We start from the raw sequence: 25,025 nt of genomic DNA on the forward strand, positions 1-25,025 counted from the left end.
TATGATGTTTTCGAAAAGTTTGATCGCGCAAATTCAGGCCGATGACTCTATCGGTGCAGGTAATTTTTATGAAGCAATAATGGCATTACCTGTGGAACTGCATAAAACAGTGCTCAGTATTGATAAAACCATCCCGCTTTATGCGGGACAGCAAACACATTTTAGCTTTAATGATATTCAACAAATCGTCTATCAAGTAGCCAGTAAGTATTGTGCTTTGGGTGTGTCTGAGGGGAGTTTGGTTGGGTTATATTTGGATGATGGTTTAAGTTATTTTTTGCATTATTTAGCGCTCAATCGTTTAGGCGCGATCCCAGTATGTATTAACGATAAACTGCCTGCTGATACGGTGTTGGCATTTTGTAAAAGTACCAATGTCGGCGTGTTAATTCATGATGACGACAAAGAAGCGGCACTTAAAGCCAGTGCTGAAGTCGATAGTCCGTTGGTGAATATAAATAAGCTGATGGTGCTATGCTCACAATCAATTCCACCAGCAAAGTCGTTTACTGCTGATGACGTAGTATTGCTTGCCCACACATCTGGCACAACGGGCATACCAAAAGCGGTTACATTTACCCAGCATAGTTTCTTCTTTGGTGTGAAATCCCAGTTGCACAAGCAACAAGGAAGCAAGGTGCTCAGCGCTCTTCCTCATTCACATAGTTCTGCTATATCAGTATTGATGTCGAGCTTGTTACGGGGCGCTGAGATTTATTTACTCAGCGATAAACGTCCTGATCACCTAATACATAGCATTAAAAAGTATCAGCATGATCTGATCATTGCTTTTCCTAAGACTTATGTCGATTTATGTAAGCAGCCGCTGGTGGCGGAAGATTTTACATCGGTGAACTATTGGATTGCGACAGGTGATGCCAACCATGAATCGCATATTCGCAAACTGATCTCATTGGGCCAACATTACATTAATAACCAGCCACAACCCGGTTCTGTTTTTATTGATAATTTAGGGTCGTCTGAATTTGGTTTTGCGATGTTTCGTAATATTCATAGCTTAAAGACAAACCGATTCAATCGGTGTATTGGCAAACCTTTTTCTTGGGTTGAAGCGGCTATATTAAGCGAGAGTGGGCAAATCCTACCCGCAGGTAAAATTGGTAAGCTAGGGGTTAAGTCCGGCACGGTCACTGCTGGCTATTGGAATAATAAGCAGCTCACAGAAGAAGCGCAGTTGGCAGGTTACTGGTTAACGGGTGACTTAGCTTATTTCGATAGCTCTGGGCTATTTTACCATGTTGATAGGACATCAGATCCTATTGATACCTGTGATGGGACGATTTATAGCTGTCAAACCGAGGAGCTGATATTAAGCCACTTTAAAGATGTGTTTGAATGCAGCATTTACTCAGGGCCTAGTATCGACAATGATGCATATAGCGTAGCGCATATTTGTGTGGAATTAATTGCTGACGCGGAATTGATCCTCGATTTTGAGTTGTTAAATCAAATAAATCATTTATTGCGCTCACATCATATTCCAGCGCTCACAAGTTTAGAATTTCAAGCATCGAATGCGCATACCGGTGTCACCGGGAAAAAACTAAAACGCCGCCTTCGTCAATTGCGGGAGGTCGCATGAACAAATCACATTTATTACCCCCTAATTTAACGCTTTTTGGCTATCAAATTTGCCCATATGTATTGCGTGTTCGCTATGTTTTATCGCTACTAGAGTTAGATCATCATTATATTGAGCTAGACGTTTACGCGAATAAACCTGCGCAATTATTACGATATTCACCCATGGGACGTGTACCAACGCTCATCATTGATAATGACGCATTGTGTGATTCAACGGTGATCTCGCAGTGGCTAGCTCAGGTATATGCTGAGCATCAATTATTACCCGCTAATGCATGGGCAAAAGCGAAAATGATGAATGATATGGCTGCTATCGATAGTGTGCACGACACTATCAGCCAACTCATATCCGCGGTGGATAAATCGGCGTTTAACGCTGCTTTAACGCGCTTTTCAAGCATGTTACCCCCAGTACTTACGTTACTGCGTGCATCATGCTCATCTCCAAACTCATTGGTGGATGTATGGGCCATGGTGCTGGCACATTTGATCCGTAGCGTAGATGCCATTTTACAAGGGATGCTCAGTCAACACGTTCCGCAGATCAGAAGTTTGCCTGATATTTATCGCAGCCGCGCGCGTGCATCGCTGCGTTATCAAGCGTTACTCCCTAAAGACTATGTAACATGCCTGCATAACATGATGGCACATCGCAATGCGTATTGTGCACAGCTCAATAATATTGCATTCGCAGAGGAGGAATTCGCATGATTCAGTATGTTCAAAATAATGCGCAGGTTATGGCGTTATCGGCACAATTACTCCCACCAGAGGGGAGCCGTTTAACATGCATTGACTATTTGTCAGATGTGCTGCCTGGATTACTTGCAGATTGCCGTATTGATCCGAATAAGATTGATTTGATCTTAACGCTATCAACAAGTACCGATCATTTGGTTGAGAAAACACAGATCCACACTCCGCGATTAGGCTATCCAGTGCAACACTACATTATGGCCAGTAATGCGTTTGTGTTGGACTTGCAAGATACTGCTTGGTCACAGGCATTGGAAGTGGCGAATGGGTATTTGGCGGGCACCGATATGGAGTATGTATTGGTGTTAGAAGCGAACTCCTTTCCCGTCGAGCAAGCAAATAGCCGTTTTCATGGTGCGCGTGCACTCATGGTGGCTAAATCAGCAGAGGTGAGTCAAGCCTCACTTGGTATATATGAGTTGGTGGATTGCTCACCGATGACATTGGCTTATGAAAGAAAACAAATCACATTGTCTGCCTGCAACCCTCAGTTATTCAGTAAGTTAATAGCGGGATTCGAGCCATTAATCGACGGTTTTACGAATATAAATAAGCCGGTGTTGCTTGATTTACCCCCTGATCTGCAGTCACAAGTCAGCGCTGAATTGACGGCGCAGTATCCACATATTCGTTGGTGGGATTGGAATACTGCTAGTCGCGGTGCGGAAGATGTCATTTGGGTGAGCTATGAGCCGTTCCGCCACCGTTTGGTGGCACGCGAAACATGTATACAAGGAGATATGCTATGACATGCGGTGTAACTATTCGTGCCATTGCGACACGAGTGCCTACGATATCGGTGAGTAACTTTGATGAAACATGGTTTCCTGACATCGATAAACAGAGCAAATTAGCTTGGCAAGAAAAGTGGGGCATTGAGCAACGTTTTTATACTGATCATTTAAGACATAGCCCTATGTCATTGGCGTGTGATGCCGCGCGCGAAGCGATGAACCTGGCTGAGGTACCTAGTCATGACATTGACTTGCTGATAACCAGTTCAACTAATGCAATGCAACTGGCTGAAAATACGCAGTGTGGTTTACCAGAAAATGTCTTTTATCCGCGGAACAGTTATGCCACTAAGCGTTTATTAGGCCTTGATAACGCAATGGAATTTGACATTCAAAATGAGTGCTCAAGCATGATGGATGCAATGCAAATAGGCCATAACGCGATTAAAACGGGTCAAGCTAAACAGGTATTGCTGATTGTCCAAGAGTCTACTTATGAAGTGATGGATAGAACGAATGTGAATGGTATGAACTTTGGTGACGGTTACGCCGCTATTGTTCTTAGTCATGATGATGATCCGACGCTGGGTATTCAATCACAAGCTTATCAAAGCTTTTCAAAAAATTACGATCTCGCGACGGTCAGTTGGGATAAGCATGTGAATACGCCGTCTCATATGAGTTTTCAAATGGCTGAGACTGGCGCCAGTGAAATGGGTAAATTTGTTCCAAAATATCTTCCTAAATTGGTGAAGCGTGCTTTGGCAAAAGCACAGTTGAGCAATGCTGATATTGATTTTTATGTATTCCACCAGCCTGCACGTAAGCTCATTGATGCGTGGTGTGCATTGTTGGATGTCCCTCATGAAAAGACGCTGAAAATTATGCAGCAGTATGGGTGTGCGGTTTCGGCGGCGATGCCAATTGCATTCAATTTGGCACTACAGCAGCAGCTAATCCCTGAAAACGGCAAAATTATCATCGCTAGCCCATCTGTTGGTTGGGGGTTTGGTGCCCAAGTGTGGCAGTTAGGTGAACTGCCAAAGTGCGCGCCAGAGATCCATCAAACGGTATTAGAAACGTGTAATCACACTAAAAAGGATGTGTTATGAGCCAAAGTTATATTGTTGGAACTGGTTATTATTTGCCAGAGAATAAAGTGGATAATCATGATATTGCAAAGCGGATCAATACGTCTGATGACTTTATTCGTACTCGTATTGGTGTGAAAACCCGTTTTCATGCTCAGCCCACTCAATCGTGTAGTGATTTGATGTTAGCTGCGGCAAAAATGGCGATTTCTCAGGCCAATGTACAGCTTGAAGACATCGATATGTTAATTGTAAATACGTTGAGTCCTGATATCCACGACCCATCTCAGGCCTGTGTATTGGCCGATAAGCTCGGTTTGTCAGAAGTCGCGGCCTTTGATATTCGCGCACAATGCAGTGGCTTGTTGTACGGCATCAATATCGCCAAAAATTTTATTGTGGCAAAAGAAAGGCGCTGCGTGTTAGTTGTTGCGGGAGAGCTCTTGTCCAAACGCATAGATACCAGCGATGCGGGTCGCAATCTGGCGGTTATGCTCGGTGATGGCAGTGGCGCTGTTGTTGTTAGTGATACCGCAGATAGTGAAAGACAATGTGGTGAGCTGGTGGATATGGTGATCAATGCTGACGGTCGACAGTGGCAAAGTTTAGTAACGCGGGTTCCAGGTACTGCAAACCGGCAATTTCATCAAGCTGATGACGGGGATGTCGGCCATAGTTTTATGCGTATGAATGGGCCCAATGTCTTTGAGCATGGGGTCACAAAGTTTTGTGAAATTGCCCATACCATATTGACGCGGAACCAGTTGAAAGTTGCTGATATAGATAAGTTTATAGTCCACCAGCCGAACTTAAGAATGTTGGAAGAAATTCAGCATAAATTAGACATAGACCCACAAAAAATGCCAATCAATGTCACTGATTATGGAAACATGGCGTCGGCATCTACAGCAGTTACGCTGGCACAAAGTTGCCAGTCTGGTGTTATTCAAAAAGGGGATTGGGTACTGATCTTGTCTTATGGTGCTGGCGCTACTTGGGCTGGCGCATTGGTAAAGTTTTAGGTGTCGTGATGAGCAAAAGTAATTTATGGCAGCAGCATATGGGTGAGCACGACAATAACTTGTTCTTATTAGGCACCATTGATGTACCTATGTATCTTATTAAAGTGTCTGGTGGGTGGGCTTTATTGGAAGGATCTGTTGAGCCATTGGCTCCGCGCATTTTGCAGCAATTAAAACACATCGTTGGTGATTTGGCACAGATAAAGTACTGGTTTATAACTCACTCGCACTATGATCACATTGGTACATTGGCCCTACTGTATCCGTTATTACCCTGTGTGCGGGTGTTTGCTTCAAAGCTAACCAAGCGGGCATTAAGTCATGAAAAAGCCAATGAAGTAACCCGTAAGCTCACCAACAGTTTATACAAGATCATGCCGCAAGCACAGTATGCAGATCACACATTGCAAGCAACAAAAGTCGCGTTTGCGGATATTCCGGTAGAAGTCTTAGAAGATGGACAGCAGGTTGATTTTGATGAGTCACACTGTATGGTCGCGATTGCTACGCCAGGACATGCAAAATGCTTATTGAGCTTTTATGAGCCCAAGTTTAAGCGTTTGTATGTGTCCGATGCCTTGGGAGAAATGGTATCACCTAATCAATGGGAACCACTTATTTTTCAAGATTATCAGGCATATATCACATCATTGAAACGGTTACAGCAGTTGGATATTACACAGCTCGTATTAGGTCATCATGGTATTTTGTATGGTGACTTAGCGCAGCAAGCCCCGGCGCTTGCAGAGCAAGGGGTCTATCAATTTATACGTAATGCGACACAAGTATTTAAGCATTGCTCACAAGACATCGCACACACTGCGCAGCAAATTTCTGAGTCAAGCCGAGCGTCTACGGCAACATTTGTATCTAAAAAGCTTCACTACAATGGCACGCTATTTATGCTCAAGTTGACGGGCGTTGTGCCAGAGAGTGAGCAGGTTCTGTCATAAAGGAGTGAATATGAAATACCAAGAAACACAATTAATTGCTGTGATCACGGGGGGCAATAAAGGCTTGGGGTTTGCAGCTGCACAGCAGTTAGCTCAATTGGGTTATCGCGTGGTGTTGACGGCGAGAAACGAGCATTCAGGCCAAGCTGCAGTGAAGGCACTTGCCGAAAAAGGGCTAGAAGTAGACTTTTTACCTTTGGATATTAGCGAGACTGCCAGTATTAGTGCTTTTACGTCGGCCATGGCTACGCGATATCAAAGGTGTGATGTGCTCATTAATAATGCCGGGGTATTTTTTGACTGGGAAGTCTCAGCGTCAAAAGTGCAGCTTGAGGAGCTACAAACAACGTTTCAAACCAATGTGTGGGGCACTATCAATGTGACTCAACATCTGATGCCATTACTGCATAAATCTCAGCAAGGTAAAGTAATAAATGTGAGCAGTGATCTGGGATCTTTGAGTTTCGCCAGTAATAAGGAGAACGAATATTACTCGGTGTCTGGTGTGGCATATCGAATGTCTAAAGCTGCGCTGAATATGTATAGCATTGCTTTATCTAAAGAATGCGAGGCAAGCAATATTGTAGTGAGTGTTGTGTCTCCAGGGTGGTGTCAAACCGATATGGGGACCGATGCTGCCCCTCGTTCACCTGAACAGGGGGCAAAAAGTATTGTGGAAGTGGTACAAGCGCCGTCGACTCAGTTTCACGGAAAGTTTGTGTTAGATGGCCAAATATTGGCTTGGTAATAGTGGGTAACTAAGGAAAAGATGATGAGCATGAATAAGCAAAACACTCAGCATAGTCAGCAGCGTATTGGAACGCGATTTGCGTCATTTGTTGAGAAACACCCTATTTGGCAGAATCCTTTATTGCAGGGCTGCGCTAATAATGAACTAGAAATTGACGATTATGGATTTGTGATCAGTCAACATTTTTATTATTCACGTGGTTTTACGCGCTTACTGAGTGCGTTAATGATGCAATGTGATAATGACTTCTACCGTGTAGAGTTGTCTCATAATTTATGGGAAGAAGCGGGAGAAGAAGAGCAAGAGAATTGTCACTCTAACTTGCTACGACGCATGATCACAGAGACTTTTGGCTTAGAAAATCCTGATCAAACTCAGTTTAGAGATTATACCGTTCAATACTTCAACGAGTGCTTAAATTATTTAAAAAATTGCGATTTAGTTAGAGCTGCGGCATTTCTTGGATGGGGAACGGAAGGGGTTGTTCCGAGGATCTATAGCTACTTATTTAATGGCTTAGTGGCTAAAGGGGTACCTGAAGACGAGCTGCTTTACCTGAGCTTGCATATGGAATGTGACGATGAGCATTCAGAAGTGATTGAGGCTATTGCCTTAGATGCGTGTGGCGGTGATACAGAGTCGCATTGGTTGGCCATTGAAGAAGCGATAGATCACTCGCTTACACTGCGAGATAGGTATTTTAAAAAGCTGTATGAAGAGCTACAAAGTCAACCGCTTAATACGCTTGTTGGTCAAGTGATGAAAGCACAGCCTTATGCGGATCTCACACAATTAAGTGGGTTGTATACACATGTAGATAGCCAGTCAGGTGTGCCACTGTATAAAAATAGTAATGATCAACGGGTCAGCTTTGAAGTGACACGCTTCAATGTGGCCAGTGAGGTGATTGATCCACGTTTATTGGAGATCCCCGTGGGCAAGCGCAATGAAAAGCACCGACATGCCCATGAGTCGATCTTTTATGTGCTCTCAGGGGAAGGTGTTGTGCATGTTGGTGATAAGGAAATTACCGTAAAACCCGGAGATTTAGCCTATGTACCACGATGGTATGATCATTATACCGCGAATACAGGTAACGCATTGCTGAAAATATTGGCATTAACCGATTATGGCTTAACACGGTGTTTTGCCAATAATACCGAGCGCAGCTACCGACAGCAGCCCAGTAACGTCGCAGTGTAACCCTGAGCGTTACCAAGATTATAAATTAATAAAAGCCTCGCATGACGAGGCTTTTTAATTTACAAACGTTTAGGTGGCTTTGCGCCTCGAAAGGCTACTTCATCTTGGTCATTTAATACTATCCAATAAGGTAAACTCGTTACCTGATATTTCTGAAATAGTTGGTTTTTTTGATCAAGTACCACAGGGTGAGTGAGCGAGAATCGCGTTTTATAGGCTCGCACGTCATCCATAGAAATATAGAATGGCTTGATAATCGTTGTTACGGGCAATGTGGTGATATTGGCTAATTGATTGTTTGCGGCTATTTTTTGCTCACATAATGGCAGGTGTTGGAAAGGGCACAAAGCGTCACTAAAAAACAGCACTTGGGCGGGACTATTTTGACCAAACACGTGACTGTTTCCATCACTGTCGGTGAGCGTAACCGGTTTGCTTACAGGTAATGAATCAATAATACCGTCATGGCTAATGGTGGTGTCTGATGTGTCGGTACCAAGGTAGCTAATTTTTTTGGCTTTGCCATCAAATATAAACACCTGTGAGGGAGTTTTCCATACCCCCAGAGATAGGGCGAGACGTTGGTTTCTATCAATTTTTAGACCCTTAAATTGGGGGTTATTTTTGACAAATTGTGACACGACATGCGCATCAATATTGATGTCGGGTTGCACGTAAATTCGCGTAACGTCTGCTTTGACGGCGGGTAAAGTGGTGGGGGCATAGTATTCATCCCACAAATTAATGAATATTACTTCAACGGGACCTCGTTCGGGCAGTGTCAGTGCATATGTGGGTAAATGGGTTACAAATAAGAAAAAACAGAGAGATAAATAGTGAAAGTAAGTCATCGTAGGATCCTTATTTAAGCGCTTCAAGTCTTTGTTTGAGTTCATCGGTCAGCAGGGCGCTGCGATACACTTCGTTCCCATCGCTATCCAGCAGTATGTGTGTCGGTGTGCCCGTGACTTTAAATTGTTGAACGAGGTGACCTTGTGCATCGAAAATAGTCGGGATCGTATAATGATGTTTATTCATGTAGCGTCTGATAAGACCGATGTTTTGATTAAATCCCACATTAACGGCAATGACTTGTAGTTTGTTGTGTGTCTCTTGATAGGTTTCTTGCAAGTGTGGCATTTCTTCTAAGCAGTAGCTGCACCATGTTGCCCAAAACTTTAAATAAATAGGCGTATCTCCTTTGGGTAATTGTTGCCCGGTTATCGACGTGGCCGAAAATGTCGTTGTGTTGGATGGGGTTGCATATGCCACAGTGTTGAGACTGCTGAGCACCAAAATGGCAGCGGAAAGTTTTGTGTATGTCATGATATTTCCTTTTAGATATAAAGAAGTTGTCCAGCCCGTAATAAGTAGTACTGACTCATTATGAGTAGCAGCACAAACATGAACCATTGAATGATATGTAGCCAGCGGCCAGATTTTGGTATTTTTGCAATGAACCCACTAAAAATACCGGCAATAAATAGAAGTAAGCACATACCAACTGCAAATGAGAAGAGTATTGCAATACCCCACGTTATGTTTTGTTGCTCAGCGACGAAGAGTAAAATTGCGGCCAATATTGGCGAGCTACATGGGGCCGCAACAAAGCCGCTGGCAACCCCCATCAGTAACGCGGAATGTGAGTGTTGCTTTTGCGAAAATGCATACAAAAAAGTAGGCAGTGGGATCCAGCCCTTTAGTACAAAAGCAAACAGCAATAGCAAATTGGCGAATATGATTTGCGTGAATGGGTGACTGGCGATGGAGCCAAAGAATTGGCCGCTCAGTGCCGCTGTGGCTCCAAGTATTGCGTAAACAGACGATAAGCCGAGACAGTATAGTAATGCGCGTAGAGTAACGCTCGAAGCGCTATTCTGACTTAAGGTCGCGATGGTAATGGGTAGCAATGGATAGATACAGGTAGAGAGACTGGTTAATAGTCCCATAAAGAACGCCAGCAATATCCAATAGAAGCTTGGTGGGCTTTGTTGTAATAACTCAATGAACACGGATTCGGTCATGATGTTCTCGATGAATGTCAGTATTAGCAAAATTAATTGAATTGACACAGAACACCATCAAGAATGGCTGAAATAGATATAAAAAAATAAAAACATTACAAATCATATTGTTAATTGATTTTTTGTGGTGTTTTTCGCGCGATATAAAATAGAAAAATGTGGATAGATAATGATGCGGTGTGAGGGAGAAACTCGTGTGGTGTGAAAAGGCGATTTGACACGGGTTATTAGGTTTAATATTTATCCATTGTAAGTGGGTTAAAGCGCTTATCAGAGCCGATTACGCTGGGAGGTGAGGATGACTTGGAGAAGCGCAAACAAAAACGCCCGCGATAAAGCGGGCGTTTGTTTGATCACTGAGTAATTATCTTACTTTCAGACCTTTCTTTTCCATTCCGCGGTAGATGATCAGCATCTGTGCGATGGTGATCAGGTTTGATACTAACCAGTATAAAACGAGACCTGATGGGAAAGGGAAGATTAAGAAGAATATGGTAAATACCACAGGCATATACGTCATCATCTTTTGCTGCATTGGATCTGTGACTGTCATCGGTTGCAGCTTTTGCGTTAGAAACATACTCGCACCAAATAAGATTGGTAGAACGTAGTAAGGGTCTGCTGCTGATAAGTCAGTAAGCCAGAACATGAATTCAGCGTGACGTAGTTCAGTTGACTCTAAGAATACATAGAACAATGCTAAGAAAATTGGCATTTGTAGTAATAGAGGTAAACAGCCACCCATTGGGTTCACTTTCTCTTTACGGTATAGCTCCATCGTCGCTTGACCAAACTTCTGGCGGTCATCACCGTAACGCTCTTTTAATGCCTGCATTTTTGGCTGTAGCATGCGCATTTTAGCCATCGACGTGTATTGTGCTTTAGTCAGCGGGTAAAGTGCAGATTTCACCAAAATAGTGATGGCGATAATAGCGAGACCCCAGTTACCGATCAGGCCGTATAAGAATTTAAGTAACACGAATAGTGGCTGAGAGATAAAAAATAACCAACCATAGTCTACAGTTAAATCTAAGTTATGATGAATAGCTTCTAAGGCATCACCGTCTTTAGGACCCATATAATAGGTTGCAGAAATATTGGCTGCACTATTGGCTTGTACGTTAACGGGTTCGCCTTTTAACCCCATAATACCTTGGCCATTGCGAACTGCCGTGTAGATGGTGTTATTTGAATCTTGCGCTGGTACCCAGGCACTTACAAAGTAGTGCTGAATAAAGGCAACATAGCCACCAAGTGTATTTTTATTGAGGTTTGCTTCCGCCATGTCATCAAAGCTATATTTTTCATAAGGCTCTTCTGCGGTACCGTATGCAGTACCTAGGTAGGTTTGATCAACCATGCTGCCTTTAGCCTGAATGGTACGCTTAACCTGAGTGTATAGCTGTACTTGCACTGGATCTGCGGTTGCGTTGTTAACGCTATATTCAAGGTTTACATCGTATTTTCCAGCTTTGAAGACATATGTTTTGGTAAATTCAACGCCTTTCGCATCAACAAACGTTAAAGGCACACGCAATTCATCACCATTTAATTGGTATTGCGTATTTGAGCTTGTATATACAGGGCGACCATCTTGTGAGGCATCTGGGCCGTTTAAGCCAATTAAGCCACTTTGCGAGATATATTGCTTACCTTCAAACTCACCCAGAAGTAAGTATGGGTCTTCACTACCATGCGTTTCAGCATGCTTTAGAAGTTTGGCTTCAACAATATCACCACCTTTGGTATCAATTTGTACAGCTAAAACGTCAGTCGTTACTGTGATCACCGAACGGATCGCTTTAGTTGCAGCCATTGGCACATCGCCTTGACTTGATACGGGCACATCATTTTGTGACGTAGCCGATGGTGTATTTTGGGTAGTTACTTGTGTTGTGGCACTGGTATCGATTTTTGGTTGGTTATAGTCATTATTCCACTCTTGGAACAATAAATACGACACAAGCAATAAACCGATAAATAAAAACGTGCGTTGTGATTCCATAACAGCTCTTATTTCTCGTGTTGATGTTTAACTTGGGTTGATTTCTCAGGTACGGGGTCATCCCCGCCTGCACTTAAAGGGTGACATTTTAATATGCGTTTGACCGCGAACCAACTCCCTTTTAGCAAACCATGGCAATTAATTGCTTGTATGGCATAACTTGAGCAAGTTGGATTAAAACGACAATGTGGACCTAGCAGAGGACTAATAAAGTGTTGGTAACCTTTAATCAAAAATATAAAGGTGTGCTTTGGAGCACTGAGCAATACGGTGAACCAAGGCTTGAGCACTTTAATTATCATTGCCACACTATTAATGTTCAAAAGGTGAGCTAAAGATACCCTAAATCAAGGGTTAAAGCTATGAACGGGGTGTATTATCGCGCTTTTGCTGCGTGTTTGCTTTTTTTACATTCTTTGCTGGGCGCTTTTTAAACGGTTTAGGCTTGGGCGCACCAGGTTTACAACGTTCATTGAGTTTTCGCCACATCTTATTAAGCTGTTGCGTTAACTCTGCATTACTTTGTTCATCAACACCGCTTTTAACCATTAATACAATATCAATGTTATCGAGTTTGTGTTGATTTAAACGAAAACTTTCGCGAGCAAGTCGTTTAATGCGATTACGTTGGCAAGCCAGTTTACAGCGCTTTTTAGCAACAGTCAGACCGAGACGAGGACGTCCAATATCATTTGGCTTAGCTAGAAGAGTAAAATAAGGGGTTGCTGCGCGAGCAGGTTCTTGGAATATTCGAGAGTAATGCGAGGGAGTTAACAGACGTAACTCCCTGCCAAAGCTAAAGCTTTCCACTTATATTAAGCAGAAAGTACTTTACGGCCTTTAGCACGACGACGTGCTAGTACTTTACGGCCATTTACAGTTGCCATGCGAGCACGGAAGCCGTGAGCACGTTTGCGTTTAAGAACGCTAGGTTGAAAAGTTCTTTTCATAACATTTCCGTCCGATCGGTTAAGTTTAAAACATCCTATGCAGGTCGCGATCCTGGCACAGGTGCCATTGCGAGCGCGAGATAGTAATGCCCATAGCCGAGAAAGTCAATAACAATCTCAGGCGCTGGTGGTTTTTTAGCTAATACCTAGTAGCGTGCTACATAGCTATTAGTAATAGTCGCTATTATATAAAGCTGCGGCATTATAAAGGTGATCTTTCGATCACACCAGCAGATCTCGATCGATCTGATCTAATTGAAGTTTTCCACAGGCTATGGGGGAAATATGGCAAAAACCTTGGGAAAACTAAAAATGATCGTAAATTAGCAGTGAGATCTTGTCTGTTTTTTGCTATGATCTAACTCTTGGATCTAAAATAAAAACTTAATTAAAACAGTTGTTTAATATTTTTTATCAACAGGATCCTCATTTTTTGAAAAGTCAATATTGAAGTTGTGGATAAGATCCATTCATAATACTCGGCTTCCATTATTAATTTAATGATAATAAACGAAAATTTCTGGGTGAATTTAGACCTTTATTGGTGCTCGGGAATATTAACTGTGTATTGGAGTTCAGCGTGTATCTGTCGGTTTGGCAAAGTTGTTTATATGTGTTGCAAGATGAACTGCCATCTCAGCAATTTAGTATGTGGGTTAGACCACTACAAGCAGAAAGTACCGATGATACCTTAACGATTTATGCGCCTAACCGGTTTGTGTTGGATTGGGTGAGAGAAAAGTATTTAAATCGTATTAATGAATTACTGATTGAGATTTGTGGTGATGAAGCACCCAAGTTGCATTTTGATGTGGGTAGCAAACCTATTTTGGGTCAACAGCCAAGTGCTGATAGCCAACAAGCACCGGTCGTCAGTGCACAGCCTGCAGCCAGTACGCAGAATGTTGCCGCACCGGTAATTGAAAAGGTTGAGCCTGCACCAAAGTCAGCTTATCGCCCTAATATCAAAGAGAATTATACTTTTGATAATTTTGTTGAAGGTAAGTCAAACCAATTAGCGAAAGCCGCTGCGACTCAGGTGTCTGATAACCCTGGTTCAGCATTTAATCCTGTGTTTATTTATGGCGGGACGGGCTTAGGTAAAACACATTTATTGCATGCTGTTGGTAATGGCATTTTAGCAAAAAAGCCAGACGCGAAAATTGTCTATATGCACTCAGAACGTTTTGTGCAAGACATGGTAAAGGCATTACAAAATAATGCGATAGAAGAATTTAAACGTTATTACCGTAGTGTTGACGCGTTAATGATCGATGATATTCAATTTTTTGCTAATAAAGAACGGTCACAAGAAGAGTTCTTTCATACCTTTAATGCATTGCTTGAAGGTAATCAGCAGATTATTTTGACATCAGATCGTTACCCTAAAGAAATCGAAGGGGTAGAAGACCGTCTTAAATCTCGCTTTGGTTGGGGCTTAACGATTGCAATTGAGCCGCCTGAATTGGAAACGCGCGTAGCGATTTTAATGAAGAAGGCACAGCAAAGTAATATAAACTTGCCCCATGAAGTGGCATTTTTTATTGCGAAAAAATTACGCTCGAATGTACGTGAATTAGAAGGGGCGTTAAACCGAGTTATTGCCAATGCCAATTTTACCGGTCGACCTATCTCTATCGACTTCGTAAAAGAAGCGCTGCGTGATTTATTGGCGTTACAAGACAAGCTGGTAACGATTGATAATATTCAGCGTACTGTTGCAGAATATTATCGTATACGTGTGTCTGACTTATTATCAAAGCGCCGTAGTCGGTCAGTGGCACGCCCGCGTCAAGTCGCGATGGCATTATCAAAAGAATTAACAAATCATAGTTTGCCAGAAATTGGCGATGCGTTTGGTGGTCGAGATCATACAACTGTGTTGCATGCATGTCGTAAAGTGAAGGCACTTCGTGATGAATCACACGAAGTAAAAGAAGATTATCAAAATTTGATCAGAACATTGTCGTCTTAAGGGCTCGTTTTTATTATGCAAATAACCATTTCAAGAGAGCAGTTTTTAAAACCGTTAACACAGGTTTCCGGTGCGATAGAACGCAAACATACTCTGCCTATTTTATCTAATGTATTACTCGAAATTAAAGACGGTACGTTAGCGATGACAGGAACCGATTTGGAAATTGAGTTGGTGGCGGCTGTAAAATTGGAAGGGGCAGTGAGTGACGCTAAAATTACACTGCCCGCGAAAAAGCTATTAGATATTTGTAAGAGTTTGCCAGATAGCTCTGAAATTAAACTGGCAAGCCAAGAGCATCAATTGTTGCTCACAAGCGGCAAAAGTCGCTTCTCGTTGACGACATTGGCTGCGGAAGATTTTCCTAATCTAGAGCAGTGGGAGGGTGAAGTTGAATTTCAACTAACTCGTTTAGAGTTACGCAAGCTGCTAGAAAGTACGCATTTCTCAATGGCGAATCAAGATGTACGCTATTACTTAAACGGCATGTCGTTCGAAGTGGATAACAGTGAAATTAAAACTGTGGCCACAGATGGACACAGGTTGGCGATTGCGCAGAAGAAATTATCAGAATCTGTTGATATGCAGCGTCAGCTGATTATTCCACGCAAGGGCGTACAGGAAATAATGCGGTTATTGCCTGCAGATGACGAGCTGTTAAGTATTCAGTTTGGCGCAAACCATGTTCGTGTCATCGATACCGAGTTTACTTTTACCAGTAAACTGGTTGACGGTCGTTTTCCCGATTATAGACGTGTATTACCACGAGGTGGTGATAAATTAGTGACGGCCAATCGAGAGTGGTTACGCAGTGCTTTTCAGCGTGTGTCTATTTTATCTAATGAGAAATTTCGTGGTGTACGGTTAAATCTATCTAGTGGATTATTAAAGATCAGTGCCAATAACCCAGAGCAAGAACAAGCCGAAGAAGTGGTTGAAGTGGGTTATGAAGGAGATGATTTAGAAATTGGGTTTAATGTGTCATATGTACTGGATGTGTTAAATACACTCAAAACGGAAGACGTGCAGTTTACTTTAGCTGACTCTAATAGCAGTGCGTTAATTGAAGGTGCTGGTGATGATGAAGCGATGTATGTTGTGATGCCAATGCGTTTATAAAATGAGTCTTACCCACTTAAGCCTCGGTGACTTTCGAAACATCGAGGCGATTTCTTTAGAACCCAGCCCCGACATAAATGTCATCATTGGCGCTAATGGCAGTGGTAAAACAAGTCTGTTAGAAGCCATATATTTTCTTTCCCACGGCAAGTCCTTTCGTACTAATAAGCATAAATTATTGATCCGTCATGAACAGACCCGGTGTGCTGTGCATGCTAAAAAACAGCATCTTAGCTTGTCTATACCAGTTGGAATCGGTAAAGACACGTCAGGCGAAACCTCTTTACGGATCCAAGGGCAGTCTAGTCGAAAGGTCTCTGAACTCGCTCAGTTGATCCCAGTTCAAGTGATAACACCAGAAAGTTATGATTTGTTTTTTGGCGGTCCCAAGGAGCGCAGAAAGTTTATGGATTTAGGCGTGTTCCACGTGGAACATGAATTTTTTCAAGAGTGGAAAGATTTCAATAAAGTACTCAAACAGCGTAATGCGCTGTTAAAGTTAAGGCCTAATAACTATGCTGAGCAAATTCAATATTGGGACAAAGAGTTTGTTCGATTAGCAGAGAAAATAAATAAACACCGAGAAGAGTATATAAGTAGGTTTAACGCCCATTTTTTTGATAAAATAGTTAGTCAAATACCCATATTCTCAGGGCTTGAATTGCGCTATGATGAAGGGTGGAAAGATAGCTTAGCTGATACGCTGAAACAACAGTTTCAGCGTGATACAAAGCTTGGCTATACAAGTAAAGGGCCGCATAAAGCTGACTTCAGTTTTTATATTCATGGCCATAGTGTTGAAAGTATTCTATCTCGGGGTCAATTGAAACTCCTTCTGTATGCATTGAAAATTGCGCAGAATAGTTTGATTGAATCTGAAACCGATAAGCAGTCGATATTGCTTATCGACGACTTACCTTCAGAGTTAGGTGAAGAAACAATGCAGCATGTGTCTGCATTATTGTCGCAGTGTCAGTCTCAACTGTTTATTACTGCAATTACCGCTGAAAGTATTTCTGCTGTCGTGGAACCGATGAAACGTGAACTACGAATGTTCCACGTGAAACATGGCAGCTTAATAACAAAATAATTGGAAGAAACCATGTCTGAAAATTACGATTCATCCAGTATTAAAGTACTGAAAGGATTGGACGCAGTACGAAAGCGTCCTGGAATGTATATAGGGGATACAGATGATGGCACCGGTCTGCATCATATGGTATTCGAAGTTGTTGATAACTCAATTGATGAAGCGTTAGCTGGTCATTGTGATGATATCTTTGTAACTATTCACCTTGATGGCTCTGTATCAGTACGCGATAACGGTCGTGGTATTCCAACCTCAATTCATGAAGAAGAAGGCGTATCTGCAGCCGAAGTTATCATGACGGTATTACATGCCGGTGGTAAGTTTGATGATAACTCATATAAAGTATCAGGTGGCTTGCACGGTGTAGGTGTTTCTGTTGTAAACGCACTTTCTGAAAAACTACAATTAACAATACGCCGTGAAGGCAAAGTGCATCAGCAAACCTATTCAATGGGTGTACCAGATGCACCACTGGCTGCAATTGGTGAGTCTGAAACAACGGGAACTGAATTACGTTTTTGGCCGAGTTCAGAAACCTTCACTGATATTAATTTTCACTTTGATATTCTTGCTAAACGCTTACGTGAGCTTTCATTCCTAAACTCAGGGGTTAGCATCATTTTAAGTGATGAGCGTGAAGATAATAAACGTGACCACTTTAAATATGACGGTGGTATTCAAGCGTTCGTTGAATACTTAAACCGTAAAAAAACACCGGTTCATCAGAGTGTTTTTCACTTCACAAGTGAACGTGAAGATGGCACAAGTGTTGAAGTGTCAATGCAATGGAATGATGGTTTTCAAGAGAATATCTATTGTTTCACCAACAATATTCCACAGCGTGATGGCGGTACTCACTTAGCCGGTTTCCGTTCTGCATTAACGCGTACGTTAAACACATATATGGAAAAAGAAGGCTTTAACAAAAAAGCCAAAACCAATAGCAATGCGACCGGCGATGATGCGCGTGAAGGTCTTACTGCCGTTGTCAGTGTTAAAGTACCAGATCCAAAGTTCTCTTCTCAAACTAAAGATAAGTTGGTTTCAAGTGAAGTGAAGACGGCAGTTGAGCAAGCCATGGGTGAAAAGCTAAGTGAATTCTTACTTGAAAACCCAGGTGATGCCAAAATTGTTGTGAGTAAAATTATTGATGCCGCGCGTGCTCGAGAAGCTGCACGTAAAGCCCGTGAAATGACACGTCGTAAAGGGGTGATGGATTTAGCTGGTTTACCAGGTAAATTAGCGGATTGCCAAGAACGTGACCCCGCACTATCTGAACTATATATAGTGGAGGGTGACTCAGCAGGCGGATCGGCAAAGCAAGGCCGTAACCGTAAAAACCAAGCAATCTTGCCACTTAAAGGTAAGATCTTGAATGTTGAAAAAGCGCGCTTTGACAAAATGTTGTCTTCACAAGAAGTCGCAACACTGATCACTGCACTGGGCTGTGGTATTGGCCGTGATGAATATAACCCTGAAAAACTACGCTATCACCGTATCATCATCATGACCGATGCGGACGTGGATGGGTCTCACATTCGTACTTTATTACTGACATTCTTCTATCGCCAAATGCCAGAGATCATTGAACGTGGTTATGTGTATATCGCACAGCCACCTTTATATAAAGTGAAAAAAGGTAAGCAAGAGCAGTACATTAAAGATGATGCCGCACTCACAGTTTACCTCACTGCATTAGCCTTAAACGGTGCCGCGCTTTACCCAACTACCGGTGCAACCGCAATTGAAGGCGAAGCATTAGCAGATATGGTAAGTGACTATCAAAGTACGGTTAAAATTATTGAACGCTTGAATCGTAAGTTCCCAGCGTCTGTAACGAATCGCTTGATTTATCAGCCTGAGATCACGGAAGCAGAGTTAGCTGATCAAACTAAAGTGACTCAGTGGACAGAGGCGTTCATTGCTGACTTAATTGCACGTGATGAAGATGCGACTATATTTGAAGCCGACGTTAAATTTGATGAAGAGCGCAGCTTATATTACCCAGTTATCAAGATCCGTCAGCATGGGGTAGACAAAGCCTATACACTCGATCATAGCTTTATTACTTCTAAAGATTATGTACGCATTGCCAAGACAGGTAAGGGCATTGCAAACTTAATGGGTGACGGTGGTTATATTCAACGCGGTGAAAAAACCTTTGAAGTTGGTAGTTTTGTCGAGGGTCTAGATTGGTTGATCAATGAATCTAAACGTGGCTTGTATACACAACGTTATAAAGGATTGGGTGAGATGAACCCTAACCAGTTGTGGGAAACAACCATGGATCCAGGTGCTCGCCGTATGCTAAGAGTAACTGTAGAAGATGCGATTGCTGCCGATCAGTTATTCGCAACACTGATGGGTGACCAAGTTGAACCACGTCGTGAGTTTATTGAGACAAACGCACTGCGTGTAGTTAACTTAGACGTATAATTCTAAGTCATAATTAATTTAAAAAAAGGAGGGTTTTCCCTCCTTTTTTTGTGTCTAACGCTTAAAACCACGCTGCGCTCGCGGTATACTGAGCATAATTTTCACACATTTGAAACCCTTCACTGATGTAAGCTAAAACAGTGCAATACGGGTTTAGTCATGAACTAAATATATAATTAAGCCAACTATGCAAAAATACGACGTTAAAACCTTTCAAGGTTTGATCCTGGCTTTACAGGATTACTGGGCACAGCAAGGCTGTATCATTGCTCAGCCTTTGGATATGGAAGTAGGTGCGGGAACGTTTCATCCGCTTACATTTTTAAAATCGATTGGCCCTGAGCCAATGTCGAGTGCGTACGTACAGCCATGTCGTCGCCCAACCGATGGCCGTTATGGTGAAAATCCGAATCGACTACAGCACTATTACCAATTCCAAGTTGTGTTAAAGCCGTCACCTGAAAATATCCAAGAGATCTATTTAGGGTCATTAGAAGCAGTGGGTATTGATACACTAACCCATGAAGTACGCTTTGTTGAAGATAACTGGGAATCTCCCACGCTTGGTGCATGGGGACTAGGTTGGGAAATTTGGCTTAATGGTATGGAAGTGACACAGTTCACTTATTTCCAGCAAGTTGGCGGTATTGAATGTGCGCCTGTAACAGGTGAAATTACGTATGGTCTAGAACGTTTAGCCATGTATATACAAGGTGTAGACAGTATTTATGACCTCGTATGGACAGATGGCCCTATGGGTAAAGTCACCTATGGTGACGTATTCCATCAAAACGAAGTAGAGCAATCTAAGTATAACTTTGAACATGCCGATGTGGATGCGTTGTTTGCACAATTCGACCATTGTGAAAAAGAAAGTCAGAAGCTGATTGAAGCAAGTTTGCCATTACCTGCATATGAGCAGGTAATGAAGGCATCACATGCTTTTAATTTATTGGATGCGCGTCATGCAATTTCTGTGACTGAACGTCAACGTTATATTTTACGAGTACGTGCTTTGTCTAAAGCCTGTGCACAAGCATATTATGATGCACGTGAAGCCCTTGGTTTCCCGCTTTGTAAGGATTAAGCAATGTCGACTGAAAACTTATTAGTAGAAATTGGTACTGAAGAGTTACCACCAAAAGCATTGCGTAAGCTTGCACAAGCTTTTGCAGACAACATGTCGGCAGAGTTAACGTCATTAGAGTTAGGCTTTCAATCAGTAAATTGGTACGCATCACCACGTCGTTTGGGTGTACAGGTTTCAGCATTAGAAACGCAACAACAAGATAAAGTCGTTGAGAAACGCGGTCCTGCTACTAAGGCTGCATTTGATGCTGAAGGTAACCCAACGAAAGCAGCACAAGGTTGGGCACGAGGATGTGGCATTGATGTCAGTGAAGCTGAAACATTAGAAACTGATAAAGGTGCCTGGTTATTACATCGTGCGACCGTATCCGGTAAGCAATCTGTTGAACTACTGGCGGATGTCATTGCGAAAGCATTAGCGAAACTACCTATTCCAAAGCCAATGCGCTGGGGTGCGAATAAAACACAATTCATTCGACCAGTACATACCGTGGCTGCCTTACTTGGCAGCACTCAAGTGACAGGTGAAGTGCTTGGCAAATCTATTAGCAATGAACTGCAAGGTCACCGTTTCCATCATCCTGCACGCGTTACTATTAAGCATGCAGATGACGCCTTTGACGTATTAAAGGGTGCCTACGTTATTGCTGATTATGATAAGCGTAAAAACTTAATTCGTGAGCAAATTGCAGCGGCAGCGAACGCCGTCAATGCACAAGTTGCTATGGATGAAGATTTACTGGATGAAGTTACTTCATTAGTTGAATGGCCAGTGACGTTAACGGCATCATTTGAAGAAGCCTTTTTGGATGTACCATCAGAAGCTCTGATCTACACCATGAAAGATGACCAAAAATACTTCCCGTTGTTAGACCAAGACGGCAACTTAATAAACAAGTTCTTGTTTGTGTCTAACATTGAAAGTAAAGATCCAAATGTGGTCATTGCAGGCAATGAGAAAGTCGTTCGCCCTCGTTTAGCGGATGCGCAGTTCTTCTTTGAGACAGACAAAAAGAAAACACTTGAAAGCAGGTTAACGTCTTTAGAGTCCGTATTATTTCAAAAGCAGCTTGGTACGTTAAAAGATAAATCTGAACGTATTGCGGCTTTGGCAGGGTACATCGCTGAGCAAGTGGGTGCGGATAAGACATTGGCAGAGCGTGCTGGCCTGTTGAGTAAAACAGACTTAATGACTGAAATGGTTATGGAGTTTACGGATGTACAGGGTGTAATGGGTATGCATTACGCACGTATTGATGGTGAGGCCGAAGAGGTTGCGTTGGCACAGAACGAGCAATATATGCCACGTTTTGCCGGGGATGACTTACCATCAAATCCAATTAGCTATGCGGTGGCACTGGCTGATAAGTTCGATACACTTGTGGGTATCTTTGGTATTGGCCAAGCACCAAAAGGTGACAAAGACCCATTTGCACTGCGTCGTGCTGCTATTGGTGCATTACGCATCATGGTTGAAAAAGAGTTAACGTTAGACATTAACGACATTGTAGCGAAAGCAAAAACATTGTTTGGTGACAAGCTAAGCAACGATCAAGTTGCTGACGATGTACTTGAATTTATGCTCGGTCGTTTCCGTGCATGGTATCAAGATGAAGGCATTAGTGTTGATGTTATTCAAGCTGTATTGGTACGCAAGCCAACCGCACCAATTGATTTTGATCGACGTGTGAAAGCGGTTAGTCACTTTAGAACGCTCGCTGAGGCGGACGCGTTGGCAGCAGCTAACAAGCGTGTGAATAACATTTTGGCGAAAAATAATGTTACCAGTGATGCGCAAGTCAATGAGGCATTGTTAGCTGAACCTGCGGAGCAAGTTTTGGCCCAGCAAGTGAGTGTGTTAACTGCCGAGCTAGCGCCTGTGTACGCGGCGGGTGATTATCAACAAGCGCTAAGTCGCCTTGCAAGCCTACGTGAAGCCGTAGACAACTTCTTTGATAATGTCATGGTTATGGCTGATGATGACGCGGTTAAAAACAATCGCTTAGCATTGTTAAGCCAGTTAAGTCGTTTATTCTTAAATACCGCAGATATCTCGGTATTACAAAAGTAAGTACTTAGTCACGTTAAAAGCCAGCCCAGAGCTGGCTTTTTTATTACAATGTAGACTATTGATCTGGTTACTCATGACGAAAAATAAATATAGGGGAGTTGTATAATGAAAAAGCTCAGTGCAGTTGTATTGGCACTGTTATTATCGGCTTGCTCCAGTCAGGTACATGTTACAGACACACAGCAAACGACGACCACAGTAGCCAAAGAATTAAATCGGCCAATGTATTTACGAGGTGATTTTACCTTGTGGGATGCCGAGTCACACTATAGGCTAAAAACCTCTCAGCCGGGGGTGTACTCTGTCAGAGCAAAGTTTATGACACCGGGAAAGGTGTATGAATTTAAACTCGCGGATGAAGCCTGGTCTAAAGGATTTAACTGCGGATATAAAGTGCAGGGGGTATTACAATTAAACCAACCTGAATTAGCCGATTGCGATACGGTTTACAATTATTTTAGCTTTATGCCAAAACACAAAGGCTGGTATAAAATTACGCTCGACTATTCTGATAGCCGATCACCGAAGGTCATGGTGACTAAGGGTTAGGCTTTAAACCCCTTTCTTTACTAGGTATTTATAGGGTGCTTCGGCAGTTTCTTGTGCGATCAAGGTATGATCCATAAACGCACAAAAGCTGGGAATATCACGGGTCGTTGATGGGTCATCAGCGACAATTAACAGTGTTTCACCAGTATTCATTTTTCTGACCATGCCGCGGATCATCATCACAGGTTCAGGGCAACGCAAGCCAATGGCATCTAATGTGTGGTCTGGGTTTGAGAATGGCATGGGTTGACTCGCTTAGCGGCTGCTGAATGATTTTGTGCGCTATTTTAACCAGTGTTTTTAGACAAATAAACCACCCCTTAGAAAAAGCTGAAAATAAATGGATTTACCATGATATCAGCACGAAAAAAGGCAAAGCGATGTGCTCACTTTGCCTTTGTCACCAAGTTGAAAGGGTCTGTCGGTATTATCTACTCGACGCGCTCAAATACGGTCGCAATGCCTTGGCCTAAACCAATACACATTGTGGCTAAACCATACTTTGCGTTTTTGTCTTCCATAATATGAATAAGAGAAGTACTAATTCGTGAGCCTGAGCAGCCAAGTGGGTGGCCTAAGGCAATGGCGCCGCCATTAAGGTTAACTTTTTCGTCTGCGACGTCTAATAAACCTAAGTCTTTTAATACCGGTAATGATTGCGCAGCAAATGCTTCGTTTAATTCTGCTACGTCAATATCATCAATGCTTATCCCGGCCTGCTTTAGCGCCTTTCTACTAGCAGGGACTGGACCATAACCCATGATAGATGGATCACATCCTGCCACCGCCATTGATTTTATTCGTGCGCGAATAGGTAAACCAAGTTCTTTGGCTTTTTCTTCGCTCATTACCAACATGGCAGAAGCACCATCAGATAAGGCAGATGAAGTACCCGCTGTCACAGTACCTGATGCTGGATTGAAAACAGGGCGTAATTGACTCAAACCTTCTACCGTTGTTTCTGGGCGAATCACTTCATCATGCTCGACAAGTACAGGTACACCATCGTCATCGTGACCTTGCATCGGTAATATTTCACGACTAAAGCGGCCTTCAACCGTCGCTGCATGCGCGCGCTGATGTGAGCGATATGCAAAGTTATCTTGCTGTTCACGGCTGATCCCATGCAGCGTCGCTAGGTATTCTGCGGTGAGACCCATGACACCAGAGGCTTGGGCAATTGATGTTGATAATCCGGCATGAAAATCAACACCGTGCGTCATAGGTACGTGACCCATGTGCTCTACGCCACCAATCAGGTAGGTATCACCAGCACCGGTCATAATTGCCCTTGCAGCATCATGTAAAGCTTGCATTGAAGAACCACATAAACGGTTTACGGTAACAGCCGGCACTGAATGAGGAATACCAGCCAGTAACGCTGCGTTTCGGGCAACATTAAATCCTTGCTCCAATGTTTGCTGTACACAGCCCCAATAAATATCATCAATCGATGCGGGGTCTACAGCAGGGTTACGTTCAAGTAGCCCTTTCATTAGATGTGCACTTAAATCTTCTGCACGACGATGTTTAAATACGCCATTTTTAGATCGACCCATAGGGGTACGCAGACAATCGACGATTACAGCTTGTTGCATTGCA

Annotated in this window: 24 protein-coding genes; 15 read left to right on the forward strand and 9 right to left on the reverse strand. The window is 42.8% G+C overall.

All coding sequences use genetic code 11. From position 1 onward, the window contains the following. Position 1: 1 nt before the first annotated feature. Genes BGP78_RS17530 through BGP78_RS17565 form a run of 8 tightly spaced genes read left to right on the forward strand, consistent with a single transcriptional unit; the run spans position 2 to position 8,115 of the window. Positions 2–1,603 carry a class I adenylate-forming enzyme family protein gene (locus BGP78_RS17530; RefSeq protein WP_119862591.1) on the forward strand — a complete coding sequence of 534 codons (1,602 nt, stop codon included), beginning with the start codon at positions 2–4 and terminating at the stop codon, positions 1,601–1,603. Beyond that, positions 1,600–2,316, forward strand: coding sequence for a glutathione S-transferase family protein (locus tag BGP78_RS17535; RefSeq protein WP_119862592.1), 717 nt, complete (start codon positions 1,600–1,602; stop codon positions 2,314–2,316). Before BGP78_RS17530 ends, BGP78_RS17535 begins: the two co-directional genes overlap by 4 nt. Next, positions 2,313–3,110: a hypothetical protein gene (locus BGP78_RS17540; protein ID WP_119862593.1), complete on the forward strand. Its 798-nt coding sequence runs from the start codon at positions 2,313–2,315 to the stop codon at positions 3,108–3,110. The genes BGP78_RS17535 and BGP78_RS17540 overlap by 4 nt, the downstream gene beginning before the upstream one ends. Further along, on the forward strand, positions 3,107–4,207 hold the full coding sequence (locus BGP78_RS17545; RefSeq protein ID WP_182912315.1) for a 3-oxoacyl-ACP synthase III family protein: 1,101 nt from the start codon (positions 3,107–3,109) through the stop codon (positions 4,205–4,207). Before BGP78_RS17540 ends, BGP78_RS17545 begins: the two co-directional genes overlap by 4 nt. Continuing rightward, a complete protein-coding gene (locus BGP78_RS17550; protein ID WP_119862595.1) occupies positions 4,204–5,208 on the forward strand; it encodes a 3-oxoacyl-ACP synthase III family protein in 1,005 nt (334 codons plus the stop codon). The genes BGP78_RS17545 and BGP78_RS17550 overlap by 4 nt, the downstream gene beginning before the upstream one ends. 8 nt (positions 5,209–5,216) lie before the next feature. Then, positions 5,217–6,161: an MBL fold metallo-hydrolase gene (locus tag BGP78_RS17555; protein ID WP_119862596.1), complete on the forward strand. Its 945-nt coding sequence runs from the start codon at positions 5,217–5,219 to the stop codon at positions 6,159–6,161. Between the two features lie 10 nt (positions 6,162–6,171). Continuing rightward, complete coding sequence (locus BGP78_RS17560) at positions 6,172–6,909, forward strand: SDR family oxidoreductase (RefSeq protein WP_119862597.1); 738 nt, start codon at positions 6,172–6,174, stop codon at positions 6,907–6,909. A 30-nt stretch (positions 6,910–6,939) separates the two neighbouring features. Next, the gene (locus tag BGP78_RS17565; RefSeq protein ID WP_182912316.1) at positions 6,940–8,115 is read left to right on the forward strand and encodes a cupin domain-containing protein; all 1,176 of its coding nucleotides are present in this window, start codon (positions 6,940–6,942) and stop codon (positions 8,113–8,115) included. Positions 8,116–8,174: 59 nt separating this feature from the next. On the opposite strand, the gene BGP78_RS17570 is transcribed toward BGP78_RS17565, so the two are convergent. The 7 genes from BGP78_RS17570 to rpmH all read right to left on the reverse strand — a co-directional run bounded on the left by BGP78_RS17570 (position 8,175) and on the right by rpmH (position 13,094). Then, entirely contained in the window at positions 8,175–8,966 is a 792-nt protein-coding gene (locus BGP78_RS17570) for a hypothetical protein (protein WP_119862599.1), read from the reverse strand. A 10-nt stretch (positions 8,967–8,976) separates the two neighbouring features. Beyond that, complete coding sequence (locus BGP78_RS17575) at positions 8,977–9,441, reverse strand: TlpA disulfide reductase family protein (RefSeq protein ID WP_119862600.1); 465 nt, start codon at positions 9,439–9,441, stop codon at positions 8,977–8,979. Positions 9,442–9,452: 11 nt separating this feature from the next. Next, positions 9,453–10,187: a cytochrome c biogenesis protein CcdA gene (locus BGP78_RS17580; protein WP_147386090.1), complete on the reverse strand. Its 735-nt coding sequence runs from the start codon at positions 10,185–10,187 to the stop codon at positions 9,453–9,455. A 316-nt stretch (positions 10,188–10,503) separates the two neighbouring features. Continuing rightward, positions 10,504–12,144, reverse strand: coding sequence for a membrane protein insertase YidC (yidC, locus tag BGP78_RS17585; RefSeq protein ID WP_119862602.1), 1,641 nt, complete (start codon positions 12,142–12,144; stop codon positions 10,504–10,506). Positions 12,145–12,152: 8 nt separating this feature from the next. Beyond that, positions 12,153–12,440: a membrane protein insertion efficiency factor YidD gene (gene yidD / locus BGP78_RS17590; RefSeq protein ID WP_119862633.1), complete on the reverse strand. Its 288-nt coding sequence runs from the start codon at positions 12,438–12,440 to the stop codon at positions 12,153–12,155. A 64-nt stretch (positions 12,441–12,504) separates the two neighbouring features. Then, positions 12,505–12,954, reverse strand: a complete 450-nt coding sequence (gene rnpA, locus BGP78_RS17595) for a ribonuclease P protein component (protein WP_119862603.1) — start codon at positions 12,952–12,954, stop codon at positions 12,505–12,507. Between the two features lie 5 nt (positions 12,955–12,959). Beyond that, positions 12,960–13,094: a 50S ribosomal protein L34 gene (gene rpmH, locus BGP78_RS17600; RefSeq protein WP_004335215.1), complete on the reverse strand. Its 135-nt coding sequence runs from the start codon at positions 13,092–13,094 to the stop codon at positions 12,960–12,962. Positions 13,095–13,674: 580 nt separating this feature from the next. On the opposite strand from rpmH, the gene dnaA reads away from it, so the two are divergent. The 7 genes from dnaA (at position 13,675) to BGP78_RS17635 (ending at position 23,423) form a co-directional block, all read left to right on the forward strand. Further along, positions 13,675–15,069, forward strand: coding sequence for a chromosomal replication initiator protein DnaA (gene dnaA / locus BGP78_RS17605; RefSeq protein WP_119862604.1), 1,395 nt, complete (start codon positions 13,675–13,677; stop codon positions 15,067–15,069). 15 nt (positions 15,070–15,084) lie between these two features. Continuing rightward, complete coding sequence (gene dnaN / locus BGP78_RS17610) at positions 15,085–16,188, forward strand: DNA polymerase III subunit beta (protein WP_119862605.1); 1,104 nt, start codon at positions 15,085–15,087, stop codon at positions 16,186–16,188. Between the two features lies 1 nt (position 16,189). After that, the gene (gene recF, locus BGP78_RS17615; RefSeq protein ID WP_119862606.1) at positions 16,190–17,278 is read left to right on the forward strand and encodes a DNA replication/repair protein RecF; all 1,089 of its coding nucleotides are present in this window, start codon (positions 16,190–16,192) and stop codon (positions 17,276–17,278) included. Between the two features lie 12 nt (positions 17,279–17,290). Next, a complete protein-coding gene (gene gyrB / locus BGP78_RS17620; RefSeq protein WP_119862607.1) occupies positions 17,291–19,714 on the forward strand; it encodes a DNA topoisomerase (ATP-hydrolyzing) subunit B in 2,424 nt (807 codons plus the stop codon). Positions 19,715–19,901: 187 nt separating this feature from the next. Then, complete coding sequence (gene glyQ / locus BGP78_RS17625) at positions 19,902–20,801, forward strand: glycine--tRNA ligase subunit alpha (RefSeq protein ID WP_119862608.1); 900 nt, start codon at positions 19,902–19,904, stop codon at positions 20,799–20,801. Positions 20,802–20,804: 3 nt separating this feature from the next. After that, positions 20,805–22,874, forward strand: a complete 2,070-nt coding sequence (gene glyS / locus BGP78_RS17630; protein WP_119862609.1) for a glycine--tRNA ligase subunit beta — start codon at positions 20,805–20,807, stop codon at positions 22,872–22,874. 105 nt (positions 22,875–22,979) lie between these two features. Next, positions 22,980–23,423, forward strand: a complete 444-nt coding sequence (locus BGP78_RS17635; protein ID WP_182912317.1) for a hypothetical protein — start codon at positions 22,980–22,982, stop codon at positions 23,421–23,423. A 3-nt stretch (positions 23,424–23,426) separates the two neighbouring features. Here BGP78_RS17635 and tusA read toward each other — a convergent pair whose 3' ends face one another. Both tusA and fadA read right to left on the reverse strand, forming a co-directional pair. Next, positions 23,427–23,666 (reverse strand): sulfurtransferase TusA, encoded by a 240-nt coding sequence (tusA, locus tag BGP78_RS17640; protein ID WP_010366287.1) that lies wholly within the window; start codon positions 23,664–23,666, stop codon positions 23,427–23,429. 188 nt (positions 23,667–23,854) lie between these two features. Next, the gene (fadA, locus tag BGP78_RS17645; RefSeq protein ID WP_119862634.1) at positions 23,855–25,021 is read right to left on the reverse strand and encodes an acetyl-CoA C-acyltransferase FadA; all 1,167 of its coding nucleotides are present in this window, start codon (positions 25,019–25,021) and stop codon (positions 23,855–23,857) included. Positions 25,022–25,025: the final 4 nt, after the last annotated feature.

Source organism: Pseudoalteromonas sp. MSK9-3, from assembly GCF_003590335.1.
In the GTDB taxonomy this organism is placed as follows: domain Bacteria; phylum Pseudomonadota; class Gammaproteobacteria; order Enterobacterales; family Alteromonadaceae; genus Pseudoalteromonas.

What these genes read in the sequence shown, in the direction of transcription:
- BGP78_RS17555 (WP_119862596.1), top strand. Translation starts at nt 5,217, where the DNA reads ATGAGCAAAAGTAATTTATGGCAGCAGCATATGGGTGAGCACGACAAT.
- yidC (WP_119862602.1), bottom strand. Translation starts at nt 12,144, where the DNA reads ATGGAATCACAACGCACGTTTTTATTTATCGGTTTATTGCTTGTGTCG.
- fadA (WP_119862634.1), bottom strand. Translation starts at nt 25,021, where the DNA reads ATGCAACAAGCTGTAATCGTCGATTGTCTGCGTACCCCTATGGGTCGA.
- glyQ (WP_119862608.1), top strand. Translation starts at nt 19,902, where the DNA reads ATGCAAAAATACGACGTTAAAACCTTTCAAGGTTTGATCCTGGCTTTA.
- BGP78_RS17570 (WP_119862599.1), bottom strand. Translation starts at nt 8,966, where the DNA reads ATGACTTACTTTCACTATTTATCTCTCTGTTTTTTCTTATTTGTAACC.
- BGP78_RS17535 (WP_119862592.1), top strand. Translation starts at nt 1,600, where the DNA reads ATGAACAAATCACATTTATTACCCCCTAATTTAACGCTTTTTGGCTAT.
- gyrB (WP_119862607.1), top strand. Translation starts at nt 17,291, where the DNA reads ATGTCTGAAAATTACGATTCATCCAGTATTAAAGTACTGAAAGGATTG.
- BGP78_RS17530 (WP_119862591.1), top strand. Translation starts at nt 2, where the DNA reads ATGATGTTTTCGAAAAGTTTGATCGCGCAAATTCAGGCCGATGACTCT.
- BGP78_RS17550 (WP_119862595.1), top strand. Translation starts at nt 4,204, where the DNA reads ATGAGCCAAAGTTATATTGTTGGAACTGGTTATTATTTGCCAGAGAAT.
- glyS (WP_119862609.1), top strand. Translation starts at nt 20,805, where the DNA reads ATGTCGACTGAAAACTTATTAGTAGAAATTGGTACTGAAGAGTTACCA.
- recF (WP_119862606.1), top strand. Translation starts at nt 16,190, where the DNA reads ATGAGTCTTACCCACTTAAGCCTCGGTGACTTTCGAAACATCGAGGCG.
- BGP78_RS17575 (WP_119862600.1), bottom strand. Translation starts at nt 9,441, where the DNA reads ATGACATACACAAAACTTTCCGCTGCCATTTTGGTGCTCAGCAGTCTC.
- rpmH (WP_004335215.1), bottom strand. Translation starts at nt 13,094, where the DNA reads ATGAAAAGAACTTTTCAACCTAGCGTTCTTAAACGCAAACGTGCTCAC.
- tusA (WP_010366287.1), bottom strand. Translation starts at nt 23,666, where the DNA reads ATGCCATTCTCAAACCCAGACCACACATTAGATGCCATTGGCTTGCGT.
- BGP78_RS17635 (WP_182912317.1), top strand. Translation starts at nt 22,980, where the DNA reads ATGAAAAAGCTCAGTGCAGTTGTATTGGCACTGTTATTATCGGCTTGC.
- BGP78_RS17560 (WP_119862597.1), top strand. Translation starts at nt 6,172, where the DNA reads ATGAAATACCAAGAAACACAATTAATTGCTGTGATCACGGGGGGCAAT.
- BGP78_RS17545 (WP_182912315.1), top strand. Translation starts at nt 3,107, where the DNA reads ATGACATGCGGTGTAACTATTCGTGCCATTGCGACACGAGTGCCTACG.
- dnaN (WP_119862605.1), top strand. Translation starts at nt 15,085, where the DNA reads ATGCAAATAACCATTTCAAGAGAGCAGTTTTTAAAACCGTTAACACAG.
- BGP78_RS17565 (WP_182912316.1), top strand. Translation starts at nt 6,940, where the DNA reads ATGAATAAGCAAAACACTCAGCATAGTCAGCAGCGTATTGGAACGCGA.
- BGP78_RS17540 (WP_119862593.1), top strand. Translation starts at nt 2,313, where the DNA reads ATGATTCAGTATGTTCAAAATAATGCGCAGGTTATGGCGTTATCGGCA.